Origin of the sequence: Thermococcus sp. (genome assembly GCF_015521605.1) — an archaeon.
Taxonomy (GTDB): domain Archaea; phylum Methanobacteriota_B; class Thermococci; order Thermococcales; family Thermococcaceae; genus Thermococcus.
The window spans coordinates 163553-186766 of sequence record NZ_WANV01000030.1 but is presented as its reverse complement, the minus strand read 5'-3'; the positions used below and the strand labels follow the sequence as shown (position 1 = coordinate 186766).

33 protein-coding genes and 2 pseudogenes are annotated in these 23214 nt (G+C 53.4%); 23 read left to right on the top strand and 12 right to left on the bottom strand.

The window, feature by feature from the left end; translation table 11 throughout:
• Nucleotides 1-32: 32 nt before the first annotated feature.
• Complete coding sequence (locus F7C11_RS06880; RefSeq protein ID WP_297092215.1) at nucleotides 33-635, bottom strand: CGP-CTERM sorting domain-containing protein; 603 nt, start codon at nucleotides 633-635, stop codon at nucleotides 33-35.
• A gap of 92 nt (nucleotides 636-727) precedes the next feature.
• Here F7C11_RS06880 and F7C11_RS06875 point away from each other — a divergent pair, with 92 nt between their 5' ends.
• Together F7C11_RS06875 and F7C11_RS06870 are read left to right on the top strand one after the other, a co-directional pair.
• Complete coding sequence (locus tag F7C11_RS06875) at nucleotides 728-1192, top strand: hypothetical protein (RefSeq protein WP_297092213.1); 465 nt, start codon at nucleotides 728-730, stop codon at nucleotides 1190-1192.
• Nucleotides 1193-1293: 101 nt separating this feature from the next.
• Complete coding sequence (locus tag F7C11_RS06870; protein WP_258084601.1) at nucleotides 1294-1551, top strand: hypothetical protein; 258 nt, start codon at nucleotides 1294-1296, stop codon at nucleotides 1549-1551.
• Nucleotides 1552-1553: 2 nt separating this feature from the next.
• On the opposite strand, the gene F7C11_RS06865 is transcribed toward F7C11_RS06870, so the two are convergent.
• The gene (locus F7C11_RS06865) at nucleotides 1554-2021 is read right to left on the bottom strand and encodes a YbhB/YbcL family Raf kinase inhibitor-like protein (protein WP_297092334.1); all 468 of its coding nucleotides are present in this window, start codon (nucleotides 2019-2021) and stop codon (nucleotides 1554-1556) included.
• 169 nt (nucleotides 2022-2190) lie between these two features.
• Between F7C11_RS06865 and F7C11_RS06860 the strand changes: the two genes are divergently transcribed.
• From F7C11_RS06860 to F7C11_RS06840, 5 genes are all read left to right on the top strand, one after another.
• A complete protein-coding gene (locus F7C11_RS06860) occupies nucleotides 2191-2919 on the top strand; it encodes an SDR family NAD(P)-dependent oxidoreductase (protein ID WP_297092211.1) in 729 nt (242 codons plus the stop codon).
• 95 nt (nucleotides 2920-3014) lie between these two features.
• Nucleotides 3015-3695 (top strand): DUF257 family protein, encoded by a 681-nt coding sequence (locus tag F7C11_RS06855; protein WP_297092209.1) that lies wholly within the window; start codon nucleotides 3015-3017, stop codon nucleotides 3693-3695.
• A 43-nt stretch (nucleotides 3696-3738) separates the two neighbouring features.
• A complete protein-coding gene (locus F7C11_RS06850) occupies nucleotides 3739-4200 on the top strand; it encodes a DUF2284 domain-containing protein (RefSeq protein WP_297092207.1) in 462 nt (153 codons plus the stop codon).
• A 45-nt stretch (nucleotides 4201-4245) separates the two neighbouring features.
• On the top strand, nucleotides 4246-4740 hold the full coding sequence (locus tag F7C11_RS06845; protein ID WP_297092204.1) for a hypothetical protein: 495 nt from the start codon (nucleotides 4246-4248) through the stop codon (nucleotides 4738-4740).
• Entirely contained in the window at nucleotides 4724-5722 is a 999-nt protein-coding gene (locus F7C11_RS06840; protein WP_297092332.1) for a PIN domain-containing protein, read from the top strand. Before F7C11_RS06845 ends, F7C11_RS06840 begins: the two co-directional genes overlap by 17 nt.
• A gap of 7 nt (nucleotides 5723-5729) precedes the next feature.
• On the opposite strand, the gene F7C11_RS06835 is transcribed toward F7C11_RS06840, so the two are convergent.
• The 6 genes from F7C11_RS06835 to F7C11_RS06810 form a co-directional block, all read right to left on the bottom strand.
• Entirely contained in the window at nucleotides 5730-7055 is a 1326-nt protein-coding gene (locus F7C11_RS06835) for a RuvB-like helicase (RefSeq protein WP_297092202.1), read from the bottom strand.
• Between the two features lie 157 nt (nucleotides 7056-7212).
• A complete protein-coding gene (locus F7C11_RS06830; protein ID WP_297092200.1) occupies nucleotides 7213-7653 on the bottom strand; it encodes a hypothetical protein in 441 nt (146 codons plus the stop codon).
• Between the two features lie 9 nt (nucleotides 7654-7662).
• Nucleotides 7663-8424, bottom strand: coding sequence for a 7-carboxy-7-deazaguanine synthase QueE (locus tag F7C11_RS06825; protein WP_297092330.1), 762 nt, complete (start codon nucleotides 8422-8424; stop codon nucleotides 7663-7665).
• Nucleotides 8425-8429: 5 nt separating this feature from the next.
• Nucleotides 8430-8690 carry a hypothetical protein gene (locus F7C11_RS06820; RefSeq protein ID WP_297092328.1) on the bottom strand — a complete coding sequence of 87 codons (261 nt, stop codon included), beginning with the start codon at nucleotides 8688-8690 and terminating at the stop codon, nucleotides 8430-8432.
• Between the two features lie 53 nt (nucleotides 8691-8743).
• Entirely contained in the window at nucleotides 8744-9244 is a 501-nt protein-coding gene (locus F7C11_RS06815) for a hypothetical protein (protein ID WP_297092327.1), read from the bottom strand.
• A 45-nt stretch (nucleotides 9245-9289) separates the two neighbouring features.
• Entirely contained in the window at nucleotides 9290-9685 is a 396-nt protein-coding gene (locus F7C11_RS06810) for a hypothetical protein (RefSeq protein WP_297092199.1), read from the bottom strand.
• Between the two features lie 493 nt (nucleotides 9686-10178).
• Here F7C11_RS06810 and F7C11_RS06805 point away from each other — a divergent pair, with 493 nt between their 5' ends.
• The 14 genes and pseudogenes from F7C11_RS06805 (at nucleotide 10179) to F7C11_RS06740 (ending at nucleotide 18592) form a co-directional block, all read left to right on the top strand.
• The gene (locus F7C11_RS06805; RefSeq protein ID WP_014012168.1) at nucleotides 10179-10439 is read left to right on the top strand and encodes a 50S ribosomal protein L37ae; all 261 of its coding nucleotides are present in this window, start codon (nucleotides 10179-10181) and stop codon (nucleotides 10437-10439) included.
• Nucleotides 10440-10471: 32 nt separating this feature from the next.
• Nucleotides 10472-10620 (top strand): annotated as a pseudogene (locus F7C11_RS06800) (DNA-directed RNA polymerase subunit P).
• 52 nt (nucleotides 10621-10672) lie between these two features.
• Nucleotides 10673-11314, top strand: coding sequence for a ribosomal biogenesis protein (locus tag F7C11_RS06795; RefSeq protein WP_297092320.1), 642 nt, complete (start codon nucleotides 10673-10675; stop codon nucleotides 11312-11314).
• Nucleotides 11257-11535: a KEOPS complex subunit Pcc1 gene (gene pcc1 / locus F7C11_RS06790; RefSeq protein ID WP_297092196.1), complete on the top strand. Its 279-nt coding sequence runs from the start codon at nucleotides 11257-11259 to the stop codon at nucleotides 11533-11535. Before F7C11_RS06795 ends, pcc1 begins: the two co-directional genes overlap by 58 nt.
• A gap of 63 nt (nucleotides 11536-11598) precedes the next feature.
• Nucleotides 11599-11949 (top strand): prefoldin subunit beta, encoded by a 351-nt coding sequence (locus tag F7C11_RS06785; RefSeq protein ID WP_297092194.1) that lies wholly within the window; start codon nucleotides 11599-11601, stop codon nucleotides 11947-11949.
• 32 nt (nucleotides 11950-11981) lie between these two features.
• Entirely contained in the window at nucleotides 11982-12314 is a 333-nt protein-coding gene (locus F7C11_RS06780) for a DUF3194 domain-containing protein (protein WP_297092192.1), read from the top strand.
• Entirely contained in the window at nucleotides 12292-13275 is a 984-nt protein-coding gene (locus F7C11_RS06775; RefSeq protein WP_297092189.1) for a bifunctional oligoribonuclease/PAP phosphatase NrnA, read from the top strand. Before F7C11_RS06780 ends, F7C11_RS06775 begins: the two co-directional genes overlap by 23 nt.
• A 1-nt stretch (nucleotide 13276) precedes the next feature.
• Nucleotides 13277-13603: a Trm112 family protein gene (locus tag F7C11_RS06770; protein ID WP_297092186.1), complete on the top strand. Its 327-nt coding sequence runs from the start codon at nucleotides 13277-13279 to the stop codon at nucleotides 13601-13603.
• A 1092-nt stretch (nucleotides 13604-14695) separates the two neighbouring features.
• The gene (locus F7C11_RS06765) at nucleotides 14696-15421 is read left to right on the top strand and encodes a tRNA-binding protein (RefSeq protein ID WP_297092318.1); all 726 of its coding nucleotides are present in this window, start codon (nucleotides 14696-14698) and stop codon (nucleotides 15419-15421) included.
• A 106-nt stretch (nucleotides 15422-15527) separates the two neighbouring features.
• On the top strand, nucleotides 15528-16016 hold the full coding sequence (locus F7C11_RS06760) for a hypothetical protein (protein WP_297092183.1): 489 nt from the start codon (nucleotides 15528-15530) through the stop codon (nucleotides 16014-16016).
• A gap of 27 nt (nucleotides 16017-16043) precedes the next feature.
• Nucleotides 16044-16463 (top strand): hypothetical protein, encoded by a 420-nt coding sequence (locus F7C11_RS06755; protein ID WP_297092181.1) that lies wholly within the window; start codon nucleotides 16044-16046, stop codon nucleotides 16461-16463.
• 249 nt (nucleotides 16464-16712) lie between these two features.
• Entirely contained in the window at nucleotides 16713-17711 is a 999-nt protein-coding gene (locus F7C11_RS06750; RefSeq protein WP_297092179.1) for a hypothetical protein, read from the top strand.
• The gene (locus F7C11_RS06745) at nucleotides 17695-18210 is read left to right on the top strand and encodes a hypothetical protein (RefSeq protein ID WP_297092177.1); all 516 of its coding nucleotides are present in this window, start codon (nucleotides 17695-17697) and stop codon (nucleotides 18208-18210) included. The genes F7C11_RS06750 and F7C11_RS06745 overlap by 17 nt, the downstream gene beginning before the upstream one ends.
• A gap of 106 nt (nucleotides 18211-18316) precedes the next feature.
• Nucleotides 18317-18592, top strand: a complete 276-nt coding sequence (locus tag F7C11_RS06740; protein ID WP_297092175.1) for a hypothetical protein — start codon at nucleotides 18317-18319, stop codon at nucleotides 18590-18592.
• Here F7C11_RS06740 and F7C11_RS06735 read toward each other — a convergent pair.
• Nucleotides 18579-18817: pseudogene (locus F7C11_RS06735) on the bottom strand (aldehyde ferredoxin oxidoreductase); the annotation flags it as partial. The gene F7C11_RS06740 and the pseudogene F7C11_RS06735 sit on opposite strands and share 14 nt — an antisense overlap.
• 153 nt (nucleotides 18818-18970) lie before the next feature.
• Nucleotides 18971-19807, bottom strand: a complete 837-nt coding sequence (locus tag F7C11_RS06730) for an aldo/keto reductase (RefSeq protein ID WP_297092173.1) — start codon at nucleotides 19805-19807, stop codon at nucleotides 18971-18973.
• A 94-nt stretch (nucleotides 19808-19901) separates the two neighbouring features.
• Here F7C11_RS06730 and F7C11_RS06725 point away from each other — a divergent pair, with 94 nt between their 5' ends.
• The gene (locus F7C11_RS06725) at nucleotides 19902-20507 is read left to right on the top strand and encodes an MBL fold metallo-hydrolase (RefSeq protein ID WP_297092171.1); all 606 of its coding nucleotides are present in this window, start codon (nucleotides 19902-19904) and stop codon (nucleotides 20505-20507) included.
• A gap of 133 nt (nucleotides 20508-20640) precedes the next feature.
• On the opposite strand, the gene F7C11_RS06720 is transcribed toward F7C11_RS06725, so the two are convergent.
• The gene (locus F7C11_RS06720) at nucleotides 20641-21876 is read right to left on the bottom strand and encodes a 2,3-bisphosphoglycerate-independent phosphoglycerate mutase (RefSeq protein WP_297092317.1); all 1236 of its coding nucleotides are present in this window, start codon (nucleotides 21874-21876) and stop codon (nucleotides 20641-20643) included.
• Nucleotides 21877-22002: 126 nt separating this feature from the next.
• Between F7C11_RS06720 and F7C11_RS06715 the strand changes: the two genes are divergently transcribed.
• Nucleotides 22003-22509, top strand: coding sequence for an HIT domain-containing protein (locus tag F7C11_RS06715; protein WP_297092169.1), 507 nt, complete (start codon nucleotides 22003-22005; stop codon nucleotides 22507-22509).
• On the opposite strand, the gene F7C11_RS06710 is transcribed toward F7C11_RS06715, so the two are convergent.
• Complete coding sequence (locus F7C11_RS06710; RefSeq protein ID WP_297092167.1) at nucleotides 22496-23191, bottom strand: hypothetical protein; 696 nt, start codon at nucleotides 23189-23191, stop codon at nucleotides 22496-22498. The genes F7C11_RS06715 and F7C11_RS06710 overlap by 14 nt on opposite strands.
• Between the last annotated feature and the right edge of the window lie 23 nt (nucleotides 23192-23214).

Here is a 23214-nt window from a genome sequence, read left to right as displayed (position 1 = left end):
GGTTTCGAAAACAAAAAGTTGGGAACGAAAGGTCACCGCCTTTTCTTCCACAGAACCAGCGGAATAACCGCGAGAACGGCCACTATTCCAGGACCGCAGATCCCATTGCCGGAGTCCGTGGTGGTGCTGGAAGGCGTTTCTGATTCGGTGGTCGTTGTGGTCTGGCTCTCCTCGGGCATTCTGTGCTCAACGTATATCGCCTGAAGCTCCTGTATTATTGTTTCGTTCTTGATTATGTACGCCTGTCCCCCTGTGAAGAGTATTAAACCCCCGTTGTCAAGGGCAGCCTGCACAATCTTCGGGGTGGCGGAGACGTTGTATTCTCCCTCGACTATCGCCACGAGCTTTCCATCGTACGCTATGCCTATGGCGGGCACTCCGGCTATTCCGGTGTATTTGTACTGGGCCGAAAAGAGCTTGTTGTTCTCCTCGTTGTTGATCAGCTCATAGTACGTTAGGCTGTTCTCACCGTAGAACTTGGGTATCTCTTCCTTCATTTTCTGACAGTGGGGACACGTCTCTAGGCCGTACATGTAGAAATGGAGCTTGCTTGGGTCGATCTGGGTTTCGGCGAGGGCATAGGAGACCGTTGAAAACACCAGCAGACCTATGAAAAACAACACCAGTTTCCTCATTTTCTCACCTGAGTCTTATTCTCGTGGGAAGTTATAAACTTTGGCCGCGGAAAGCTTAAATCCTGGGAGTTGCAAAAGTTTTGGGGATAATCATGCAGGAGTGGTATCGCTCTCGGGCGCTCTATGAGGCTGTTCTTAAGCTCGTTAATTCGGGAAAAGTGAAAGAGGCCATAGAAATGGCCGATGGCATACCCGACAAAGTGATCAGATCAAAGGCATTCTCCCACATAGCGGTTGAAGTCGCACGGAAGGGTTCGCCCTACAAGGAGGCCCTTGACCGGGCTATCCAGGCGGCGCTCGATATAGAGAACCACGAGGAAAGCACAAAGGCCCTAATGAGCCTGGCCTTTGAGTTTTTGAATCTGGGCAAACCAGACGATGCCCTTCACGTATCAAGATACATCACCGACATTTCCAACAGGTCAAAGGTCGAGGCGGAGGTCGCTCTCACGCTCGCAAAAGCAGGAAAGATTTCGGAGGCCATGGAGCTCATCAATGGAATTATGGATGAGGACGTCAAAACGTGGGCAATGTCAAGGCTCGCAAGCCAGCTTTAGCTTAATTCTGTCTATTTTTCCAAGATTTTTGGGGAATTTTAACACCAATCCATCCACAAGGCTTTTTTACGCTCCTCTCTTCCCCGTTGGGGGTGAGAAAAATGGATGGCGGAGCGATAATAGGACTGATAGGAATGCTGTTGCTGGTGAGTTCGTGGGTTCCTCAGACGTGGGAGACCATAAAGACCAGAAAATGCCCGCTTAACATGCAGTTCATACTGATATACGTGACGGCCTCGACGCTGCTCACCATATACTCCTACCTGATAGGGGACTGGATATTCTTCGCCCTGAACTTCCTTGCGGCATTTCAGAGTGCCATAAACCTGACAGTAAAACTGATGGAAAAGAAAAGGTAGGTTTATTTCCTCTCGTAGAGGCCGACGAGCTCTCCCCACTGGATAACGTGGCCTGCCATGGCCCTTTCCAGTTCTTCCCTGCTTGAGCCGGGTTTGATATTGAGAGTCGTATCGAGCGCATAGACCTTGAAGTGGTAGTGGTGGACGCCGTGGCCCCTCGGCGGACACGGACCACCGTAGCCTATCCTTCCGAAGTCGTTGCGTCCCTGAACAACGTGCACCGGGGCATCAACCTCAGGCTGAGGGGGCACACCTTTGGGAATCTCCCCGAGCGGTGGGATGTTCCAGGCTATCCAGTGGGTGAACGTTCCACCGGGGGCGTCGGGGTCGTCCATGATGATGACTAGGCTTTTGGCCTTGGGGTCTATGTGGCCGATGAAGATGGGAGGATTGACGTTCTCACCATCGCACGTGAACTCAACGGGTATGTACTCTCCGTTGTGGAATATCGAACCGATCTCCAAATCCATACCAACCCCTCCTTCGGGCTTTTCTTGGGACGTGCATCCAGCGGCCAGCGTCCCAAAAATCAAAACCAGCGCTACCACGAATTCCTTCATATGAACAATTAAGTTTTCAAACGTAAAAATATTTCGGCCTTAGATTTTATTAAGTTCAAAGTCAAAGAGGGGGCTGGTGATGCACGTGGAGCTGAAAGGGAAGGTTGCCCTCGTTACCGGCGGAGGAAGGGGGATAGGAAGAGCGATAGCGATAGCCCTCGCGGAGAAGGGAGCGAACGTCGCCGTGAACTATGCCCACAGCAGGGAAAAGGCCGAAGAGACCGCCGAACTCTGCCGTTCCTATGGAGTTGACGCGATTGCCGTAAAGGCCGACGTGAGCAATCGCGAGGAGGTCAGAAAGATGGTCGAGGAGATCATCAATCACTTCGAAAGGATAGACATCCTCGTGAACAACGCGGGAATCCTCGGAAGGGCCCTGAAGCCTATGGAGGTCACCGATGATGACTGGGACGCGGTTCTCGGCGTCAACCTCAAGGGGGCCTTCATAGTCACCCAGGAGGTTCTCAGATACATGAAGAGGGGCAAGATAGTGAATATAGCCTCGATAGCCGGCAAGGACGGCGGGACGGTTGGTCCCCACTACGCCGCATCGAAGGGCGGGCTGATAGCCCTCACGTTCAACCTCGCGAGACATCTGGCTCCCGATATACTCGTCAACGCTGTCGCTCCCGGCCCGGTTGACACAGAGCTGATAAGCCCCGAGATAAAGGAGAGGCTCCGCTCGCTCTCGCTGACCGGGGAGATAGCCAGACCGGAAGAGATAGCCCACGCCGTGATATTCCTCCTTGAAAACGACCACATAACGGGCGAGCTCATAGACGTCAACGGCGGCAGGCTGATGGACTAGACAGGTGTTGCCAGGGCATTTCCCTGTCATTTTTCACAATCCTACCCCATCAAAAATTATATAATCCTTTAATACGTCCTTAGAGTTAATGGAGAATGTTAACACCTATCCGACTCTCCGGGGGCGTGAAAAATGAAAACGGTTCGGACATCCTGGATGCTCTTAAACCCGGAGAGACTGTGATAATCGAATACGACTCTCTGACATCACCAGTAGCATGCTTTCACTACATAGTGAAATGGGCTAAAGAGCGAGGACATCGGATAGTCATTGATGATGTTTTAGACACCTTGTATCTCTATAGAGCTCATCTAAAACTGGCAGGAATCGACGTTAGAGATATCGACGATGTCGAAGTTATTAAAGAGGCAGGTCTTTTAGATGTTGGTAAGGTTGTGGCACGGTTAGAGCTCAAACAGTATGCCATTAGAAAAGTAGAGTACGAGCGTGTCTACGAACCTCTTCTGGAGAGGGGAGTGGTAGTAGACATAGTTTTAGGGTCTGAGAAGCTTTTTGTAATATCAGACATAAAAGCTGGTATGAATCTTATAAACGCAATCCTGAGTTATACCGGAGACGAACGCAGAATCGCATTTTACTTCATCAACAAAGACCTTCTGGAGATTAACAATCCTCGCATTTTACCTCTGCTTGAGGAAGTTGCAACTACTGTCATAAAAATGACCAAAGAAAAAAGCCAGTATTTGCTATCGGTCATGAAGTCTATAACTCCGGAGATAGAAGGAGTGACGCTTCCTCTGAAAAGAGATTACTAAACCTTTTTTTAACTCCACTCATTTAGCATTTTGAGGTGCTTCTATGAGAGTGCTCTGGGAGAAGGAAATTCCAGCGGATGAGATAGTCGTCTCACCTAGGCCGGTCTGGAAGTGCCGCTCCTGTCCAATGTACGGGAAGAGGCCGGGCTGCCCACCACACGTTCCGGGCTGGAGGGAGGCTAAAGAGTGGGTGCGGCACTTCAAGAAGGCCTTAATAATAAAGTTCGAGGTAAACATGGACCGCTTCGAGCAGGACAAGAGGGAAGCCCTACTGTACCTGTTAAAGCGGGAGGAGGAGCTTTTCCGGGAGGGAAAAATGTATGCCACCGCGCTGTTCCCAGGAAACTGCAACCTATGTGACGACTGTCCGTTTGAGAGGGGAGAGCCCTGCAGGATGCCAACGAAAGTCAGACCGAGCTTATGCGCCATCGGCATCGAGATGGGAAGGATTGTCCGAATGGATTTCTCCGAAAGCGTTTTGTACGGGATGGTGCTAGTTGAGTGAAGAAAGTGGTGGCCACAAAATACTGTAATGCCGGAGGAATTTGTGATGGTATCTTCAAGGAAGATAGCGTACGTGACCTTGCTGGGCCGATCGGGGTGGGCCCTTGTGAATACGTATTATGCGGTGGTTTCGAAGGGAAAAAAACCGGAGAAGGTGTTTATATTCACGGAGGAGATCTACCGGGAGAAGCTTCCAAAGGTCATTGATGCGTTGAGGGCCATCTCCCAGGCGTACAACTTTGTTCCAAAAATTGAAACGGTGATCATTCCCGATAACAGCTTCCTTGAGGCCGATAGAAAGTTCAAGGAGCTTTTCAAAAGCCTTGAAAGGGATGGATACACAATCGGCCTGGACATAACGTCCGGACGAAAGGCTCTGGCCACCGCTGCAGTGGTTCAGCTCAGGGAGTTCCCCGTGGACAGGATAATATACCTGGCCCTCCTCGATATGGACTTCCCAGATAGACCGTACATGATGATTCCCAAACACATGCAGCGTCTCAAGAACTTCTTGGGTGATGAAAATGCACAGCCTCACTGAGGTCATAGAGAAGCCGGAGCTCCAGATACTGCTCAACGTCCTGGGCGAGGTCAGAGTAAGCTATCCGCTGTACGGCATCAATCTGCTGAGGGCAAAGCCTATAGAAACAGGCTACCGCGTCGAAGTTACCGTTGACAGAAGGGAATTCAACGAGAGGGTTCCTGAGTATCTCTCCCATGAACTGCCCACCTACACGGACTTCTACGAGACCTTCATATCCTCGGGAATAATCCTCTACGACAACGTGGACGAGTTCCTCCAGAACCTTGAGCTCTACGAGAGGCTGAAGAAGGGAGTGGCCTTCGCCCCCGACACGAACCTCTTCTACCACCGCTTCATCTCGGGCTTCAGGCCCCTGGACAGGTACCAGATAGTCGTGGCGGAGGGCGTGAAGAAAGAGATTGAGAACGCGATGAACTACAAGTACCGCCACCGGGAGCTGGAGGAGATAAGGCGCGAGGTGAGGAACGGAACCCTTGTCAGAGAGTTCAGCAACAGGAGGACAAAGAAGAGCAGAAAAGCCGCGTACATAGCCCTCAAGGAGTTCGAGAGGTTGAAGGACAGGATAATCATAGCGGAGAACGTTAAGGAGCCGGCCCACAACAACGACGAAATAATAGTGAAGTCCCTCAAGCACTACGACAACATGACGCCGACCCTGCTGGTCTTCCTAACGGCGGACATAGCGATAACCGACGTGGCCGAGATGGAGGGGCTTGAGTACTTCCTCTTCAGGTACCCGCGCAGGGAACTGGGAAGGCATGATGTAACGGCGTACCAGCTCAGAACACTGCTCTTCAACCTCGCGGCGGTCTTCGGCGTCATAGAGGTGAATGGAATAATCGTGTTCGGCGAGTTCGGAGGCAAGGGTGGTCTGAACGAGCTGAAGCTGGTCTTCCCGACGGAGAACCGGGTCTACCACGAGTTCGAATTCCACCTCAAGCTGAGCAGAAAGCTGATGAGGATAATGGGGGGAAGATAGAAGGGCATCACTTCAGCATCCCCTCAAGCTTCTCCACGAACTCCATGCTCCTCCTGAGGTCCGCGAAGTACTCCTTCGCCCTCTCGATGTGCTCCTTCTCCACCCTGCCACCCTTTGCCAGAACACTGGCCGGAGCAAGGAGCTGCACCGCGTAGCGCAGGCTGGTCTTCTCTCCGAGCTCCGCGAGGTACTCTATCGCCTCCTCGCTGACGTCGATCTTCTCCTCCTTTGCGCGTATCTTGACTATCTCCCTTATCTCCTCCTTCCTGTAGGGCTCGGTGTTGATTATGAGCAGCCTGTCGAGCATGTCGATGGGTATTCCGTGCGGGGCTTCGAGGTCGGTGCCCCTTATCTTCGTCCTTCCGCGGTTGGTAGCGAGGATCAGGATCGGCGCAAGCTCGCTCTCCATCGCCCTCGCAAGGAACGAGAAGGCCTCGATGTCGAGCATGTGAACCTCGTCTATGAATAGAACCCCCGGCACGAGGCTGGCCTTTCCTTCCTCGATCCACTTCTTGACGGTCTCATCAACGCGCTGCCTTATCTCGTCGCTTATCTCAGCCCCAGTGCTGAAGAGCAGGCCGAATATGTTGCCCCTAGCGTTGGCAACGTCGAGGTCGTGGAGTGTAACCGTGTAGGTGAACTCCTTTATCTTGAGAACCGGGCCGCTGGGAAGGTTCACCTTGCGCTTGAAGAACAGGCCCTCTTCCTCCTTGGTCGTGCCTATCTTGGAAATCCTTCCGGTCTCGGCGTCAATCTGTATGACGTCACCCTCCTCAACGCCCATCTCAAGCAGCTGGTACGCTATCTCCCTGCCGGCCCTGATAGTCTTCTCATCATCCTTCGTGCGGAGGGTTATGAGGACGCTCTCCGGGATTTCAACGTAAGGGTTGAACGGGTGCCTCGTCCTGTTGATTTTGATCTCCCTGACTTCCCCCTCGTAGACCTTCCTCTCCTCACTTATCCTTACCCCTATAGCCCTCCTGAGGGCCTCCTTCAGGAACTCCGTCTTCTTGACCTCAGCGGAGTAAATCTCACTTCCAGCGATCTGGACGAAGGGAACGTCCTCGCCAAGCTCCCTCGCTATGCCCATCGCAATGGCGGTCTTACCGCTGCCGGTCGGGCCGACGAGGAGGATTCCCTTGCCGGCGAGCTTGCCGCGCTTGATGAGCTCGACCGCTATTCCGGCCGCTTCCCTCGCCTTGATCTGCCCGACCATCCCATCCCCCATGAACCTGGCCTTCCCGTTCTCGTCGAGGCCGAGGCCCCTTATGTGGGAGTGGCTGCCAATCCTCTCAAAGCTCCTCGGTGCGGTCACTTCCTCTATCACTGGCACGACACCACCCCCCAACCTTTAATCTTTCCAGGGGTTACTAAAAGAGGGGAGATTTAAAAATTTGACGGCGCGGCTCAGGCCGTCGATCCCGGGCATCACTCACCCTAAAGGCCAATGTCATCATCGCCGTACTCACTTCGGGGAATCCCTTAAAAGCTCACCTGTATTTAAACCAGAAGTACAGCGACGCCCCTCCCACGACTATGGAAACCGCGAGGAGGAAAGCACCGACGAACCTGGCCACGTATGAGCCTTCCCCAAGGGCCAGCCACCCCATTATCAGCCCCGCCGGAACCAGGAGCAACACCGATTTTTCGGAATTCCATAGGAGGGCTACCCCAATGAGGCCGCCCGCAAGGAGATAAAGCGGATTCCCATAGTTTAGAAACAGCAGGATTGGAAGGAGAACGCCGAGGATGAGGTATGCATCCCCAGAACGCCTGGAAGGTTTCGAGCGGGTGATTAGATAAACTCCGGAAAAGAGAGCCACGAACGCCGCCAGGAGGAGCACGAGAGAAAGCCCTCCGCTGGAGCCCTGGAAATATGTGGAGAGGCCAGCGAAGAGGAGGGAGAGCGCAATAAGCACCTTGCCCTTCACGCTCCCACCTCAGAGGACGTTGAGGTACTTGTGCACCTGGAAGCTCAGGCCGACGTTCTTCCGGCCCATTATCCTGGCCGCCTCACTATAGAACTTCATAAGTCTCTCCTGGGAGACGTCAATCGGCTCTCTCGGCTGGATGACGAGCGGTGCCAGCCCTTTCAAAAGCTCCGCGTACCAGCGGACGTTTTCGAGCTTCGTTTCGGAAGTAACGACGAGCTTGGCGTAGGTCTTCGCTCCCGCTTCCTTTAGAATCCTGATGCTCTCGACCTCCCTGAGGACGAGGCCTTTCCAGTCCTCCGTGGCGCTGGCGGTCTCGTCCTTTATGTCAACGCTCGCGTAGTCGACGAGGTGTACTACATCTTTAACAAGCTCGGGAAGTCCTCCATGAGTTTCGAGGAAGTTGTCAAAGCCGAGCTCCTTCATGCGTTCCATCAAGGCCTTCAAAGCTTTCACCTGGAGGGTGGGCTCCCCACCGGTGTAGCTTATCGAGTGTATGTCACCGGTATCGAGGCTCAGAACGGCATCGATGACCTCATCGAGCGAAGCAGGGTTGGGCCTGTACTCGAACTTCCCGGTGAAGGGCTCAACCTCGTATCTCCAGCGGGAAACCCGGGAGGCGTCTATGTACTCGCGGGAGTCGCACCAGACGCAGTTCAGGTCGCAGCCCGCGAACCTGACAAAAATCTGCCTCCTGCCAAAGGCGCTTCCCTCAACGCTTCCCCCTTCCCCCTGCCAGCTGTTGAAGACCTCGGCCATTATGGGCCTCATATTCCTCACAGCTCCTCCACGTTCAGTCCCTTCACCTTATCGCTCACATAGCCCTCGAGTATCTCGATTCTCACGCTCCGATCCTCGCCGGTCATGTCAGCCATAAGCTGAACTCCCCTGACATAGTCCCAGAGGCGCCTCTTGGCCTCTTCGGTAACGTGCTCGGCCATGATGATTATTTCCCGCACACCAGCCCTCTCGCTCACGATCTCGATGACCTTCCGGGCGTCATCCTCGGTGAAGGTTCCCCTCTTCTTGAAGAGCACGGCCACCACCTCCAGCTTCAATTAAATAATTGTATAATTCAACAATCGCACAATCAAATGTATTTCATCAGCAGCTCGACGGCCTCCTCGAATATCTCCCTGTCGCGACCGTCAAGAACGCTCTCAAGGTAGTGAAGGCCGGCGATGTCGATGATTATGTAGGCAGTGTTCCTGTCCAGGCCGAGGTCATAGGCCTCGTAGTAGACCATCTCCCTCCCGAGGGCCTCATTGAGCATTTCCACGAAGTAGGCGATGTCCTCAACGCGAAGCTCGTCCCACTTGCTCTCCATCTCATCAAAATACCTCTCCATTATCCTGAGGGTCTCAAGGTCAAGCCTGAGCGTCCCCTCGAAGTAGGGGAACTCGCCGACCCGGAATATCTTGACGCCCTCCTCGTCCTGGACTCCGATGTAGTCCCACAGCAGGACACCACCAATCGGGTTGTGGCCGTACTTGCTCGCCAGATAGGAGAAGCGCTCCATAGCGGCGCTCATGTCGTCGAGGAACTCCTCCTCATCGTGAAAGTGGATTATCTTGCTTACCGTTCCGGCCATGTTCTGCACCTGAAGAGAGTAGGATATACGGTTATAAGGGTTTGCTCATCCCTTCCCGCCGGTTCTTCTCATGATTATTGCAAGGAGGAAATAACCAGCAAGCCCTGCTACCACGTATGCACTGCCTGATGGCCGATACCTGAGACCCAAAAGGAGCCACAGGAGAGTAAACGCTCCAAAGAGGGCTACGCCTCTTAGCGAAAGCCTCCCGTCAAAGTAAATCCCCAGGGAAGAGGAAAACACTATTCCACCAACGAACGCCCAGTATACGACCGGAGTGAACTGGAGGTCATACTGCTTCATCAAACTGCTGAATAGGAAGAAATACACAATCGGAAGCACGGATCCCCATATTCTGACCATGTTCACCCTCCCCCTTTGTTCATCATGACTCCTTATTAAGTTTCTTGCCATGGAAATCCTTTTTAGTGCCCGGCCCATAAAACTCACTGCCCGACGAGTATTGGGTTGCGATGACGTCGGGACCCCCAGGGGGCCGACATTTCCACTGGCCCCCTTACAAACTTCGCCTGCGCGAAGTTTGATCGAAGCTTTTTCCAAAAAAGCTTCAGCGCCGCTTTCACTGTCGTTCAAGCGTCCTTACGGATGGCGGAAAATGAGGTGCATCTTCTACGAGCTTCAGGTTCTGAAGGGTTTTTACTCACTCGCTCCCTTTGTGAGTGTTTCGCTGCACAAACTTCTCCAAAGGACGCCAAAGATACAAGTAGAAACCAAAGATGAAGTATGAATGCATAACAGGAAACCCACAGAAAGCTTTAAATTCTCGGAGTGCACGCACCCGGTTTGGAGTTAAATGGCCCAAAGCTCTTTGGTCAAGCTTTGCGTCAGCAAAGCTTGTTATGCAAAGGTTTATAAAACGTCTCCGGAAACACTCTCCAGTCGTGAAAATCGCTGATAATTAGGGGTGATGCTCATGGGAAGGACTACTAAGGTCGGTTCAGCCGGAAGGTACGGTCCAAGGTACGGTCTCAAGATTAGAAGAAGGGTAGCGGCCGTTGAGGCCAAGATGAAGCAGAAGCACGTCTGCCCGGTCTGCGGAAGGAAGGCCGTCAGGAGGATAAGCACCGGGATATGGCAGTGCCAGAAGTGCGGGGCAACTTTCGCCGGCGGTGCCTACCTCCCGACTACTCCGGCAGGAAAGGTCGCCAAGCGCGTCACGGCCTCCAAGGCCTGACCCTTTCCTTTGCTTAGTTTAGGGTGATAACAATGGTGATGGGCGTTTACCGCTGTGCAAAGTGCGGGAAGGAGGTCGAACTCGACCTCGAGACACAAGGGAAGTCCGCTGCCCCTACTGCGGCAGCAAGATACTCTACAAGCCCAGGCCAAGGGTGGCCCGGCGCGTAAAGGCGATCTGATTCTTTCGTTTCGAAAGCCTTTTATCGCTTAAACGAATTTTGAGTGAGGGCTATGATGCTGATAACGACTTCCCACAGACCCACGAGGAGGACGAGGAGCTTCGGCCACGACCTGGAGAAGGTGTTCCCCAACTCACTCTACCTGACCAGGGGAAAGAAGACCATCCAGGATCTGCTCATGGAGGCCTACGACAGGAACTACGAGAGGCTTTTGATAGTCAACGTCTGGAAGGGCAACCCGCTCAAAATGACCTTCATCAAGGTCGATCCCGAGGACTGGGGCTACCTCGGCTACCTGTACCTCCACGGAATAAAGCTCCAGCGTGAGATTGGCTTTAGGGATATAAGGCCCATACGCGAGGAAATGCCCCTCGTCGTGACGACGGCTAAACGCGTCGGCCTTGACCACGTTGCGTTCGCCCAGGTCTTTGCCGAGCTGACGGGTGGAAAGTTTGTCCCAAGAAGGGAGCGCTCGCTCCTCGGGATAGCCGACAGATACAACACCGACGTGCTGAGCGTCATCGAGAGGCACCCGCGCGGAATGGCGGTGAACTTCTACCGCCTGGACGTTACTAAGGAGAAGGCCGTTGGCCCGCTCATAAGCGTCAAGATCTGGATAATGGAGGACGGGCGGAGATGGGACTACAAAGAGGCGGCGTGGCTGAAGAAAAAACCTGGCCAATCGAAGGAGTGATCGAAATCTCTTTTTTCGATGAGGAGACCGCAAGGATAGTTTACGAGAGCGTCCTCTACGAGCACGAGAGCGTGCCCTACCGGAGGAGCAGGATAGAGTTCCTGCGTGAGGGGAACAGGATAATAATCCGTTTTTTGGCCAAGGACAACTCCGCCCTGAGGGGGACGCTGAACTCCTATCTGAGATGGATTAAGGTCGCTATGGACTCGCTTGAGGTTTAGCCTAAACTATTTAAAGCCCGCCCCTTATTCTAACCCGGCATTACGATTACGGAGGTGTTGGTTATGCAGAACATTCCACCCCAGGTTCAGGCCATGCTCGGCCAGCTTGAGAACTATCAGCAGCAGCTCCAGCTCGTCATCCAGCAGAAGCAGAAGGTTCAGCTTGAGCTCACCGAGGCAAAGAAGGCCTTGGAGGAACTTGAGAAGGTCGAGGAGGGCACGACCATATACAAGACCGTCGGCACGCTCATCGTCAAGACCGACAAGGCGAAAGCAGTCGAGGAGCTCAAGGAGAAGGTCGAGACCCTTGAGGTTCGCCTGAACGCCCTTGAGAGACAGGAGAAGAAGCTCAACGAGAAGCTCAAGGAGCTCACCGCCAAGATACAGTCCGCCCTCAGGCCCGCCGCGGGCTGACCTCTTCTCTTTCATTCTGCGGAGGGATAGCAATGGACAATGGAGCCAGCGGAAAAGGGGTTATCAACATCGGTCTGCCGGAGCTGAGCGAAGAGCAGCTCATAGAGATCGGTGAGCTTGCGCAGGAGACGATAATCAAGCACGTCTTCGACGTCCTCAACAGGAGTGACGTTAAGGACATAGAGGTCACGATGAGAATAAACCGCAACGAGACCCTCGACCTTGAGGTCGAGGTGTACCTTGAGGTTCCCGTTTTCGTGAAAGTGGACGTTGAGGGGCTTATCGACGAAGCCCTGGAAAAGGCCTACGAGGTCGTGGAGAGAAGGCTGAGGGAGATTGCCAATGAAGGGAAGGCTAAAGCTTAAACGCTTCCTTGAGAGGTCAGGGAGCAAATCTTACCTCCTCCTCTGCCACCACAACGCAGACCCCGATTCCCTCGGCTCCGCGATAGCCTTTGCTCTCTATCTAAAATCAATCGGCGTTGAAAGAGTGAGAATAGGCGTCGCCGAGAGCGTCTCCTCCTACGCCAAAAGACTGCTCACGTTCTCCCCCGTCCCGCTCGAAAAGGACCCCTCCGTTAGGGAAGATGTAGTTGTAATCTTTGATACCTCATCCCCCGAGCAGCTCGAACCCATCGAGATTCCGCGCGGCAAGACCGTTATCGTCATCGATCACCATGCCGAGAAGGAAAAGCCCATCAGGGCAGATATAGCCGTCGTCGATTCATCGCGCACCTCCACAGCCGAGATAGTCTGGGAGCTGTTCAAATACCTCGGTTTCTACGACGAGAGAGCAGTTAAAGCCCTCCTGGCGGGTATAGTTACTGACACGGCAAACTTCCGCTTTGCGAACGCAAAGACCTTCAAGGCCGTAAGCGAGATGCTGGAGCGTTTTCCGGTTCAGATGGGCGAGATTTTCCAGCTCGTTGCCCCTGTGAGCGACGAGAACATAGACCAGGCAAAGCGCATGGCCATACTCAAGGCCTGCCAGAGAATGGAGATAAGGAAGTTCAGAAAGTACGTAATAGCCGTCTCCAAGGTTTCGGCCTACGAATCCCTCGCCTGCAAGACCTTCCTGAACCTCGGCGCCGACATAGCGGTTGTGGGAAGCGAGAAGAAGGGCGTAAGGATTTCGGCCAGGGCAAAGGAGGGGCTCGTGAGGAAAGGCCTGCACCTCGGTAAGATCATAGAGAAGGTCGGGCCGGTCATAGATGGCTCTGGTGGCGGCCACGCCGGTGCCGCCGGGGCGAACGGAAGAAAGAACCTCGACGAGGCGATAAAACTCATCCTGAAGGAAATTGAGAGGTTTTTGAAGGAGGTAGGGTGATATGGCAAAGTGCCCGCTCTGTGGCAGTCCCCTCGACTGGGCAGGACTTATAGAGCAGATGCTCGTCCTTGAGAACGCTGAGGATATAATGAAAGACCACGAAAGGTTCATGGGGGCCTTTGAGGGCTTCGTCTTCAAGTGCCCCCACTGCGGCGAGGAGTTCTACGGTAGGAACCTCCCGGCGAAGGAAGCCGAGAAGGTGTTTGAGCTGCTCAACGAGTTCAAGGGCTCAATAGACTGGGAGAACCGGAAGGTTCGCCTCCGGCTCAACAGCCTCTTGGCGCTCGACACGATGCTCGAGCAGTGGGACAAAAAGGTCAAGGGTTAGCGATAGCCTTTTTTACTTTCGCTCCCTATTTCCAGCGGTTGGTGGTTCTCGTGGAGGCCGTGGAGCTTTACCTTTCAAAGGGGGATTACAAGAACGCCCTGAGAAACGCGCTGGCGATAGGGGACGAGATACGGCGACTGGTGGCACTCACCGAGGTGCTGACGGCCTTCCCGAGGGATGAAGTTTTGAGTCACATGCTGGAGACTCTCGAATCTGTAAGTGGAACGCCTGAGAAAGCATTAGCGTACTCCATCCTCGGAAGGGCGCTGTACACTCTCAACCGGGACAGAGACGCCGAGGCATACTTTGAAAACGCAATAGAGATTGCGAGGAGCATAGACTCTCCAAGGGTGAGGGGGGAGGTTCTGGCGGGGATAGCGAGGAACCTCGTTCTCTCAGACCGCTATAAAGACGGCCTGGGAATGTTCAGGGAGGCCGTGGAGCTCCTCCAGGCCTCTCGGGGGCTGTCCTCGGCGGTAACGTCGTCGCTGATTAAAGTCGCCCGGCTGATTGAGAAGAGCGCCGACGAGATACCCAATGAGATATCCCTTGAATTCTATGGCCTGGCCCGTGACGTTTACGCCTCGATATTCTTCAAACTTCAGGCAAAGCACATCGAGGACAAAATGGAGCTCATCCGGGACGTTCTGAAGAGGGGCAAAACGGCGGTGGAGGAGCTCCTTGAGAAGGGGGAGGTCGAGCCCGCGATTTCAATGATGCGCTTCCTCCCGCTGGAGGGGAGGGCGATAACAATGCTTGAGCTGGCCTACTGGCTCTACCTCCATGAGCAGCCGAGACTCGGCAGGAGGGTCTTCGACGACGCCCTTGAGATAGTCTTCGTCGGCAAGTTCAGGCCGACCGACAGGGAGCTGGAGGGGATAGCGAGGCGCTTCCTCCGCATAGGCTTCCTGGAGGAACCGCTTATCCTTGCCGGCGTCATCAGGGACGATAAGATCGCATCGGAGCTCCTCGGAGAGGTGGCCCTGGCATACGCCCGCTGGGGTGATAAAGCCAGGGCCCGTTCGATAGCCGAGGGAATAAGGGACGAAAGCGTTAAGAACCGCGTTTTGGAGGCACTGGAGGGTGAGAGGTATGTGGGATACGAGCAAGGATTACCGCTTACTGGTGGCGGAGAAGAGCGTGGAACTGTTCCTGAAGACGGTGGAGCACGCGAAGTTCAAGGGGAAGTGGAACAAGAAGGGAGCGATTCAGCTGGCGAAGGAGATGATCCCGGAGATACAGGCGATGAGGTACAGCTACGTGGAGCCGAAGGAGCTGATTGAAACCCCGCAGATGAGGGCCTTGAAGGAGAAGGCCAACGGTATAATCGAGGCGCTGGGAGGAGAGGACTGGCACCACAAGTTCATCAGCCTGGCCGATAAGAGCAAGCGCGAGAAGGTCGAAGAGCAAGTGGCTAAGGTTCGCTTTTTCCTGAACACGATACTTGGACTCGACAGAAGGCTCGCCCTTGGGAAGATAAACGACCCTGTCATCGCCGTGGACATCAGGGTCGGGGAAGTCATGAGCGTCGGCAAGCACCCGAATGCCGACAGGCTTCTAGTCACAAACGTCAACATCGGCGACAGGGCTATCACCGTTGTGACAAACGACTTGACGGTTAAGGAGGGAAACCGCGTTGCCGTCGCCCTGCTCCCGCCGGCCAACTTCCGCGGAATCGTCAGCGAGGGCATGTTTCTCGGCGCTGGAGAGGGTGTCCTCAAGAACGTAAAGGGAGAAATAGGCGGTCTTCCGAAGGGGATTCCGCTTGAAGCCTTCAACGAGACGAGGAACCTCGTGGAGGCGTTTCTGAAGGGGTAACCTTTGACATCTCCCATTTCTTATCACTTCCAGATAGAAAACTTTTTATCTAATTGAGCATAACGGGGAGTGGGCCTTAGCCCCGAGTGTGAAGAACCATCCGGGGATGCGTGTGATGAGAAGGGTTATCCTCCTCGTGGGCATCGTACTCCTTGTCTTTATTGTGGGATTGGGTTATCAGGCGCTCCACAATTCTTCAGCGGTGGATAAATCCAACCCCCTTGTCGATGCCAGAATCGAGTTTGAAAACGCCCTCCTCGATCGGCACATAACACACGTCCTGCCAGAGACGGTCTTCTGGGTCAGCGGTGAGCCTCCAAACTACACTGTGCTCAGGGTTGAGGGGCTTGTAGTGGAAAATGGCACTTACCTAGCGGTATTTTATCCCCGCGAAGGGAGGTTAACTCTCATCCCCGCCAACAAGAGCACGGTAAACGAGTATCTGCGCTTTTTTGACGAGCACGGGGGAAGGGTCCTCGACTGCAAATCGATGACAAAGTCCACGATAAGGACATCGTTCGGTGAGAACGTTACTGTGCGTGAGCTGAACGGCATGTGCGTGGTTCCCGCCATCGTGGAGACCGGCAAGGAGTGAAGTGGCCGACGGTCTGGGGGAATTGGAATGCAACCGAAAAAGTGGATTCCCACCATAATTTTTGTCCTCATACTTCTCTCGGTATGGGCATTCAGGGGGGTGCATCGGCCAGGGGATCAAGAGCACCCCCTTCCCGCTTACGTAGTTTTCCAGGACAGGATAGCCTCAACGGCCCTCGACTACTGCTATCAGTACAACCCGGACTGGAGGTGCACCGGCGTTACCCTCTGCGCCTGGCCCAACGATACGGCAACTGTCGTCCTCTACGCCAACTACACGATCAACTGCACCGGCCTAACGTGTCGTCCCGTCAATGGAACGTATTACAAAGCCGTCATAAACACAACCGACTGGGAGGTTATAGGGTTCGAGCCCGCAGGCGAGGGCATCTTCCAGGAAGTCGTATCCGAATGCGAGCGGGTGTGGAACGCAACGGAAAAGGGGTAAGAGGGATTAAATCTACGCCCCATCACACCCCAAGCGTTTTGAGAGGTTGATTTTTCGCTTTTTGTTCCAATGTATTCACTAGCTTACTCGATTACTCTTCTTTCTTTTAGCCCATCTCCATCGTAAAACCCAACTCTGAATAAATTTGTACTCGAAAAAAAAAGGAAGAAATCTTACTAATAGTAAAAGGAAAAATTTATATATGCTAACGTTCATAAGTGTTATGAAAACTCTCAGGAGGTGAACTGATTGAGATGGAAGCTCTTGATAGCAGTCCTCTTGGGGCTGCTGATGGTCGGAACTACAACTGGGGTGGCATTAGCTTCTGGGGATTGGAGTGAACTTGGAGAGGGGTATTCAAAGGGGTATTATGAAACTCCCCTTGGAGGAGGGACTGTACACAACAGTGCAGCAGTTGAGAAGTACAACTACTACTGGTGGGATGGTTACGGATATTTGTACGAACTCAAAGAATCTGCTGCCGGTGCTGCAAGAGAATGCGGTATCTCCTGTGGACCTGGGATGATAGTAAAGCAAGGAGTAGATCTCATAAAAGACGGAGGAAGTTTTTCTTTTATGACAAATCCATCTGATGGACGTGTGGCTGCAGCATTTCCAGACTCAGGAACTGCTGGTTTATTTGAAGATATTGCACAGGATATAGCAGGAATTGTGGTTAGTAATATGCCCTATGGTGTAGGTTATGCATACACAGCGGCAGAATTCGCTTATAACCTCAAAAAAGGATATGACACACTCAATAATCCTGGGAACGTATACTTCAGGTGGACGACATATGGAAGTGATGTTGGGCACTTCACACGCTGGTTTGTAGAAATTGATCCGGGCAGCTATGCGGATTTTACAGTTAAGTCAAAAATATACTGGGATCCAGTAGATGCTGCTGTCGTTTCTGGTAGTTTTGAGATCAGAGCACCTTCATATACCCCAACTATGATGTTGAAAAAAACCAGCACAACAACTAAAATTATCCAGGGAATAAAGTACAGAGTTATAGGAATTTCCAAATATACAATAAATATTAACGGAAAGATTTACACAATGTATGCCATAAACCCAAAGCATGTCCAAAAATACAAGCGACAATTCAATATTCCGGAAATAGTAATTCAAAGGGCTGCAAAAAAAGGAAGCCCGATATACGTTCTGGAAAATCCTCAGGTTAAAGTTTTAAAGATCAGCTCCTATATCGAAAAGGAGGGGTTACTAAATGAGAAAGAATCATAAAGCTGCCTTCATGCTTCTTTTATCTTTTCTGTTGGTGTTAGGAGTACTAACATGGACCAAAGGATATGTTGATAAAAGCCCCTCTCCCGATTCCCCCACACTGGCTCCAGATACAGCCCTGAACATGCTCTACGACGCCAATCTGAGCAACTTCTCCCTTAAGCCCTACTACACATACTGGATCAATGGCAAAACCTGCGGGAAGCTCTCCCCTCATTGCAGGATACTGCGTATGGAATCCATAGTAGAAGTAGGGAACAGGACGTACCTAGCATTCTTTGACTTCCAGAATAAGACCTTGAATCTGGTTCCAGCCAACGAAACAGCCGTTAGGGAGTATATCAAATTCTTCAGCGAGCATGGAGGAAGAGTCCTTGACTACCACTCAACGGTAACGGTGAGGTACAACACTACAACGGTCAAGGTGTTGAACGACACCTGTGTGATTCCGGCGATAGTGTGGGTGGATGAAAACGGGACGACGGAGTGTTGTGGATGATTAGAATCCCATAGCCTCCCTCGGTAATTTACGGGCTGCTCTTCATCCTCCCCGATATATATGATGAGATGTCCTAGGAGAAAGTGGAAGTTATAACGGGCATTCTATGCGCCTCTTCCTGATTCCCTCTGCCTTCTACTTCACTTTCGTGAGTGCCGCAGTAGTAGATGTCCTTGGGATTGATAAACACCTTCCAAAACCTCTGGAGTTGCTGGTAATTATTCTGCTCGCCTCACTGATGGCCATGTTGATTGCTTTACTCCTTCTCCTGCTCATAAGAGAGAAAAGGGAGATGAAATGGTCAGTCCTCCTTATCTTTCTCGCGAGCTTCTGCATTGATTTAGTTCTCGTAGGCGTCGTTGGATGGCTCAGCGAACTCTAAACTCCACCCTCTTCTTCACTACTCCCAAAGCCCTCTCCGCATCTTCTCTGAACTCCCCGTAACCGAGTTCCTCGTGCCAGCCTCTGAGCCTGTAGAACTCCCTACGAGCTTCAAGGAAGTCGTTGTAGTCCATTAAGGCCCCGTTGCCCTCCGCTGGCTGCCCGGCTCCCACCAGCGAGGTGGGGTGGTGTTGTCGAGCAGCGGCGTGACCCAATCGAGGGTGTCTTGCTCACCGCGATTATATTTCCAGAACCCAGAACGAGTCCCGTCACCCCCCGGTGGCGAAGACGAACTTGTTCACCTCGCTCAGGGGGTCGGTTCCGGTGGGGCTTCTTTGTAAATCAGGTTGACACGGGCAACTGCTGTGGTAGCAGTACATCAAACACAGCCCCTCGCTCTTTCCCTATCCTCCTTTGAAAGCCTCCACCCCATGGCCCCGAAGTTCTCTTCGAGGTGGGCTTTGCTTCCGGCCTTGGGTATGGCCACGACGTTCTCCTCCCATATGAGATAGTTCAAGGCCACCTGGGCCGCGGTTTTGCCGTAGGGTCTTCCAATCTCGGCCAGGCAGGGGTTTCTCGCGAGGGCGCCCTTTTCAAGGGGAGTGTATGCCATTAAAGCGATTCTCTCGCGCTTCATGTAATCGAGAAGCCCGCTCGTTTCAGGCCACCTGTCCCTGAGGGAGTATTTTACCTGGTTGGCCACTATCTCGTACTTTCTCATTGCCTCTTGGGAGCGCTTGAGAAGCTCAAGGTCGAAGTTGCTCACACCGATGTAGCGGATTAACCCCTCATCAACCAGTTCTTCCACTGCGTGAAGCGTCTCCTCTATTCTCCCAAAGTCGTCAACCGGCCAGTGGAGCAGGTAGAGGTCTATGTATGTGCCGAGCCTCCTTGCGCTCGCCTTTGCGGCCTTCTTTGCGCTTTCGTACCCGAAGTGTGTGGGCCATACCTTGCTGACGATGAAAAGCTCCTCGCGCTCGAAGCCTTTTATCGCCTCGCCTACGAGCTCCTCGCTGTGACCAGCACCGTAGAACTCCGCTGTGTCGATGAGGTTGATCCCCATCTCCAAACCGTGCCTCAGAGCCTCGATGCTCTCCCCATCGCGCGAGTAGTCCGGACTCTCCTTTCCACCTATGCCCCACGTGCCCATTCCGATGGCGGTCACCCTCTCATCGCCTATCCTCTTGAGGTCATCAAAAACCGGGACATGCTTCATACCATCACCTAAAACAACTTTTGGATCCCACCTTAATAAGTTTATCCGAAAACGATTTTAGGGTTAAGATGAAAACCTGAATGAGGTGAGCTTTATGCATGAGGAGGTTTTTCCGGGAGTCTACCGGATATTTGACTCCTTCGTCAATGTCTACCTCGTTGACAGAGGAGACCATCTTGTGGCCGTTGATACCGGCATAGAGACGACCTGCGGGAAAATACTAGATGCCGTCGGGGAGATTGGAAAGCCCCTGAAGGCGATAATTCTCACTCACGGCCACCTCGACCACACAGGCTCACTGAAGTGCCTTAGGGAGAGGACAGAAGCCGTCATAGCCGCCCACAGGGACGAGGTAGAGGGCATAGCAGAGAAGACCGGGATTGAGCCGGACGTAAAACTCCAGGATGGAGAGGTATTCGAGGGCTTTAAGGTTCTTCACAAGCCGGGCCACACGAGGGGAAGCATATGCCTCCTCGACGAGGGAACGAAGAGCCTCTTCGTCGGCGACCTGGTTGTAGAACGCAACGGAAGGCTCGAAGAGGTGCCTCAGCAGTACTCCCTCGACCCGGAGATGAACAGGAAGAGAATAGCGGAGCTCCTTGAGGTGGACTTCGAGAACCTCCTGCCCGCCCATGGAGAGCCCCTGCTGGGAAACGGGAAGGAGAAAGTCGAGGAGCTTGTGAAGAGGCTTGGTCTTTGAAGGGATTCAGACTTCTTTGGGCTTCTTCCCGATTCCTTTGGTGTTCTTCCGCGTCTCCCAAACAACATCCGCACATACACACTGGGAGAACCAAAATAGCCTAAAACAAGTAAGAGGAGAGCCAAAAGCTCGTTTAGGCCCCAAACTTCTCGCTCCTGTTCATGAGGTCCATCATTATCGGCACGATGTCGTGGCCCTTTATCCTGCCGAGGCCGCCGCGCATGCACTCGCGCTCGCCGAAGCTCTCGGTGTGATCCGCCCTGACACCTCCCCCGGCTATGAGCACCGGAACCGGGTCGCCGCTGTGGTTCATCACTTCGCAGGGCGTCGAGTGGTCACCGGTTATGGCGATGACAACGTCCTCAAGGTCAATGTTGTCAACTATGTAGCCTATCATCCTGTCCGCCTTTTCAATCATCTCTGCCTTGAGCCTCGGGTTGTTGTCGTGGCCAGCGGCATCGGTCGGCTTGAAGTGCAGGAAGACGAAGTCGTATTCCTTGAGGAGCTCCACGACCTTCCTTGCTTTGGCCATCTCGTCGGTGTTGTACTCGCCGGTGGCTCCGTCGGGGGTGTATATGTCGAAGCCTATCGCCCTGGCGACGCCCTTAACGAGGGAAACCGCAACAACCGCTGCCGCTTTCACCTTCCACTGCTCGGTGAACTTCATCGGTATGTCGGGGTACGTCCCGGCGCCCCTAACGAGGAGGTAGTTGGCCACGGGCTTGCCTGCCTTCCTGCGCTCCTCATTAACTGGATGTCTTTCGAGAACCTCATGTGCCTGCCTGACGAAATCGTTGAGTATCTCGGCAACGCGCCTGCTCTCCTCGTCCTCCCAGGTGAACTCGTGGGGCGGCTTTCCGGCCTCGTGGGGGTCGTTCTCGCCGACGCGGTATCCCTTGGCCATGCCCTTGAGCACGAGAACGGCCCTGTGGCCGGTCGCACCGACGAAGATGAACTCAACTGGAAGCTTCACCTCCTCCTGAATGGCCTTCGCCAGCTCGTGTGCTTCTTCAGTGCTTATCCTCCCGGCCCTTCTGTCAGTTATGATGCCATTCTCGATGGTCGCGAAGTTCACGCGGAAGGCCAGGTCGTCCCTATCGAGGTCAAGGCCAACGCCAACAGCTTCCAGGAAACCTCTCCCGCGGTAGACCTTGTAGGGGTCGTAGCCAAAGATGCTAAGGTGGGCGGTGTCGCTACCGGCAGGCTGACCGGGCTTTATCGGATCCTGCTGGCCCAACATTCCCCATCTCGCGAGCCCGTCCATGTTGGGCGTGTTTGCGTACTCAAGAGGGGTTTTCCCGCCGAACTCCTTTACCGGCCTGTCCCCGAGACCGTCAAGGATTATGAGAAGTCCCTTTCTCTTCTTCATGTCTATCACCTGGAGTGAGTAGCGGCCTGGAGTTAAAAGCTTTGTTGACCGGATTTGGACTGTCACCACCAGGCGTTTCAAAAAAGCTTTTAACCCTTCCCCCTTTCTCCCACTGGAGGTGAGGGAATGAAAATAATGTGGGCCCCGTGGCGCATCGAGTACATACGCTCACCAAAGCACGACGGCTGCATATTCTGCGATTTCCCCAAAGAAAACCGCGATAGGGAGAGGCTCATCCTCTACCGCGGGGAGCACTGCTTCATAATAATGAACAACTACCCGTACAACCCGGGCCATGTTATGATAGTCCCTTACCGGCACGTTGGGAAATGGGAGGATTTAACGGACCAAGAGCTGCTTGAGATGATGCAGCTTTCCCAGCTCGTGATAAAGGCCCTAAGGAGGACCATGAACCCCCACGGCTTCAACATGGGTGTGAACCTCGGCCGCGTTGCCGGCGCTGGAATAGACGACCACGTGCACCTCCACATAGTGCCGAGGTGGAACGGAGATACAAACTTCATGCCGGTGATAGCCGACACCAAGGTAATACCCGAATCGCTTGAAGAAGCCTACGATGAACTCAAGGCAGCGATAGATGAAATAGTTGAGGAGACGTTTAAATCCTCCTGACCTTTATCTTAAACGTATCGTCCAAGGGAAGACCCTCAAAGAGTTCAGGACCTATCTCCAGCACCGGGAGGTCCGCCTCGACCACCGTTTCTTTGTTGAGCGGATCCCTCACCGTGAGCCTAACGAGCCTGCCTTCCCTCACGGTCACAGAGAGCCTGACACCCTTCTCGGACACACCTTCGAGGACGAAGTCCTCGCCCCTGAGCTCCCAGACTATCCTCTTGATGAGAGCCGGGGCGCTCTCGGGGGTAACGTGATGAACCACGCCCTCATCGGACTCCAGCTCCAGCACCGGGCAGGTCGCTTGAGCACTGCAGAAGTCCTTTATGGCCTCCGCTATTCCTCTGGCGAAGTTCTCCAAGGGCTTGCCCATGAGAAGCTCGCCGAATCCAGACCAGCTGGCGGTCACCTTAAGCCTGTTTCCCTCCATCTCAAAGGTTACCGTAAGCACGCCCTTCTCCCCGGTAAATGTGTACACTGCACCGTTCTTTCTGAAGCCCAAGGCCAGCTTGAACTCATAACCAAAGTCAAAGATGAACCGGGGGACCTTGAATCTAACCGTGTCATCGTGTAAGCTCTCGAAGTAAGGGAAGAACGGGAGGGTCTTTTTAGGTTCGCTAAGGATTACCTGGAGGCTCTCCCATGAATGGGGCAGTTCCACCTCACAGCTCTTGATTTTCATAATTACTCACCGGGGATTTGTAG

Bases quoted from the DNA above. Each gene is read 5' to 3' on its own strand.
- F7C11_RS06870 (WP_258084601.1), top strand. From the start codon at position 1,294: ATGGATGGCGGAGCGATAATAGGACTGATAGGAATGCTGTTGCTGGTG.
- F7C11_RS06795 (WP_297092320.1), top strand. From the start codon at position 10,673: ATGATGCTGATAACGACTTCCCACAGACCCACGAGGAGGACGAGGAGC.
- F7C11_RS06810 (WP_297092199.1), bottom strand. From the start codon at position 9,685: ATGGGCCGGGCACTAAAAAGGATTTCCATGGCAAGAAACTTAATAAGG.
- F7C11_RS06775 (WP_297092189.1), top strand. From the start codon at position 12,292: ATGAAGGGAAGGCTAAAGCTTAAACGCTTCCTTGAGAGGTCAGGGAGC.
- F7C11_RS06855 (WP_297092209.1), top strand. From the start codon at position 3,015: ATGTTAACACCTATCCGACTCTCCGGGGGCGTGAAAAATGAAAACGGT.
- F7C11_RS06715 (WP_297092169.1), top strand. From the start codon at position 22,003: ATGAAAATAATGTGGGCCCCGTGGCGCATCGAGTACATACGCTCACCA.
- F7C11_RS06780 (WP_297092192.1), top strand. From the start codon at position 11,982: ATGGACAATGGAGCCAGCGGAAAAGGGGTTATCAACATCGGTCTGCCG.
- F7C11_RS06815 (WP_297092327.1), bottom strand. From the start codon at position 9,244: ATGGCCGGAACGGTAAGCAAGATAATCCACTTTCACGATGAGGAGGAG.
- F7C11_RS06725 (WP_297092171.1), top strand. From the start codon at position 19,902: ATGCATGAGGAGGTTTTTCCGGGAGTCTACCGGATATTTGACTCCTTC.
- F7C11_RS06785 (WP_297092194.1), top strand. From the start codon at position 11,599: ATGCAGAACATTCCACCCCAGGTTCAGGCCATGCTCGGCCAGCTTGAG.
- F7C11_RS06720 (WP_297092317.1), bottom strand. From the start codon at position 21,876: ATGAAGAAGAGAAAGGGACTTCTCATAATCCTTGACGGTCTCGGGGAC.
- F7C11_RS06845 (WP_297092204.1), top strand. From the start codon at position 4,246: ATGGTATCTTCAAGGAAGATAGCGTACGTGACCTTGCTGGGCCGATCG.
- F7C11_RS06730 (WP_297092173.1), bottom strand. From the start codon at position 19,807: ATGAAGCATGTCCCGGTTTTTGATGACCTCAAGAGGATAGGCGATGAG.
- F7C11_RS06755 (WP_297092181.1), top strand. From the start codon at position 16,044: ATGCAACCGAAAAAGTGGATTCCCACCATAATTTTTGTCCTCATACTT.
- F7C11_RS06710 (WP_297092167.1), bottom strand. From the start codon at position 23,191: ATGAAAATCAAGAGCTGTGAGGTGGAACTGCCCCATTCATGGGAGAGC.
- pcc1 (WP_297092196.1), top strand. From the start codon at position 11,257: ATGGGACTACAAAGAGGCGGCGTGGCTGAAGAAAAAACCTGGCCAATC.
- F7C11_RS06840 (WP_297092332.1), top strand. From the start codon at position 4,724: ATGCACAGCCTCACTGAGGTCATAGAGAAGCCGGAGCTCCAGATACTG.
- F7C11_RS06760 (WP_297092183.1), top strand. From the start codon at position 15,528: ATGCGTGTGATGAGAAGGGTTATCCTCCTCGTGGGCATCGTACTCCTT.
- F7C11_RS06740 (WP_297092175.1), top strand. From the start codon at position 18,317: ATGCGCCTCTTCCTGATTCCCTCTGCCTTCTACTTCACTTTCGTGAGT.
- F7C11_RS06765 (WP_297092318.1), top strand. From the start codon at position 14,696: ATGTGGGATACGAGCAAGGATTACCGCTTACTGGTGGCGGAGAAGAGC.
- F7C11_RS06850 (WP_297092207.1), top strand. From the start codon at position 3,739: ATGAGAGTGCTCTGGGAGAAGGAAATTCCAGCGGATGAGATAGTCGTC.
- F7C11_RS06880 (WP_297092215.1), bottom strand. From the start codon at position 635: ATGAGGAAACTGGTGTTGTTTTTCATAGGTCTGCTGGTGTTTTCAACG.
- F7C11_RS06860 (WP_297092211.1), top strand. From the start codon at position 2,191: ATGCACGTGGAGCTGAAAGGGAAGGTTGCCCTCGTTACCGGCGGAGGA.
- F7C11_RS06770 (WP_297092186.1), top strand. From the start codon at position 13,277: ATGGCAAAGTGCCCGCTCTGTGGCAGTCCCCTCGACTGGGCAGGACTT.
- F7C11_RS06825 (WP_297092330.1), bottom strand. From the start codon at position 8,424: ATGAGGCCCATAATGGCCGAGGTCTTCAACAGCTGGCAGGGGGAAGGG.
- F7C11_RS06805 (WP_014012168.1), top strand. From the start codon at position 10,179: ATGGGAAGGACTACTAAGGTCGGTTCAGCCGGAAGGTACGGTCCAAGG.
- F7C11_RS06875 (WP_297092213.1), top strand. From the start codon at position 728: ATGCAGGAGTGGTATCGCTCTCGGGCGCTCTATGAGGCTGTTCTTAAG.
- F7C11_RS06865 (WP_297092334.1), bottom strand. From the start codon at position 2,021: ATGGATTTGGAGATCGGTTCGATATTCCACAACGGAGAGTACATACCC.
- F7C11_RS06745 (WP_297092177.1), top strand. From the start codon at position 17,695: ATGAGAAAGAATCATAAAGCTGCCTTCATGCTTCTTTTATCTTTTCTG.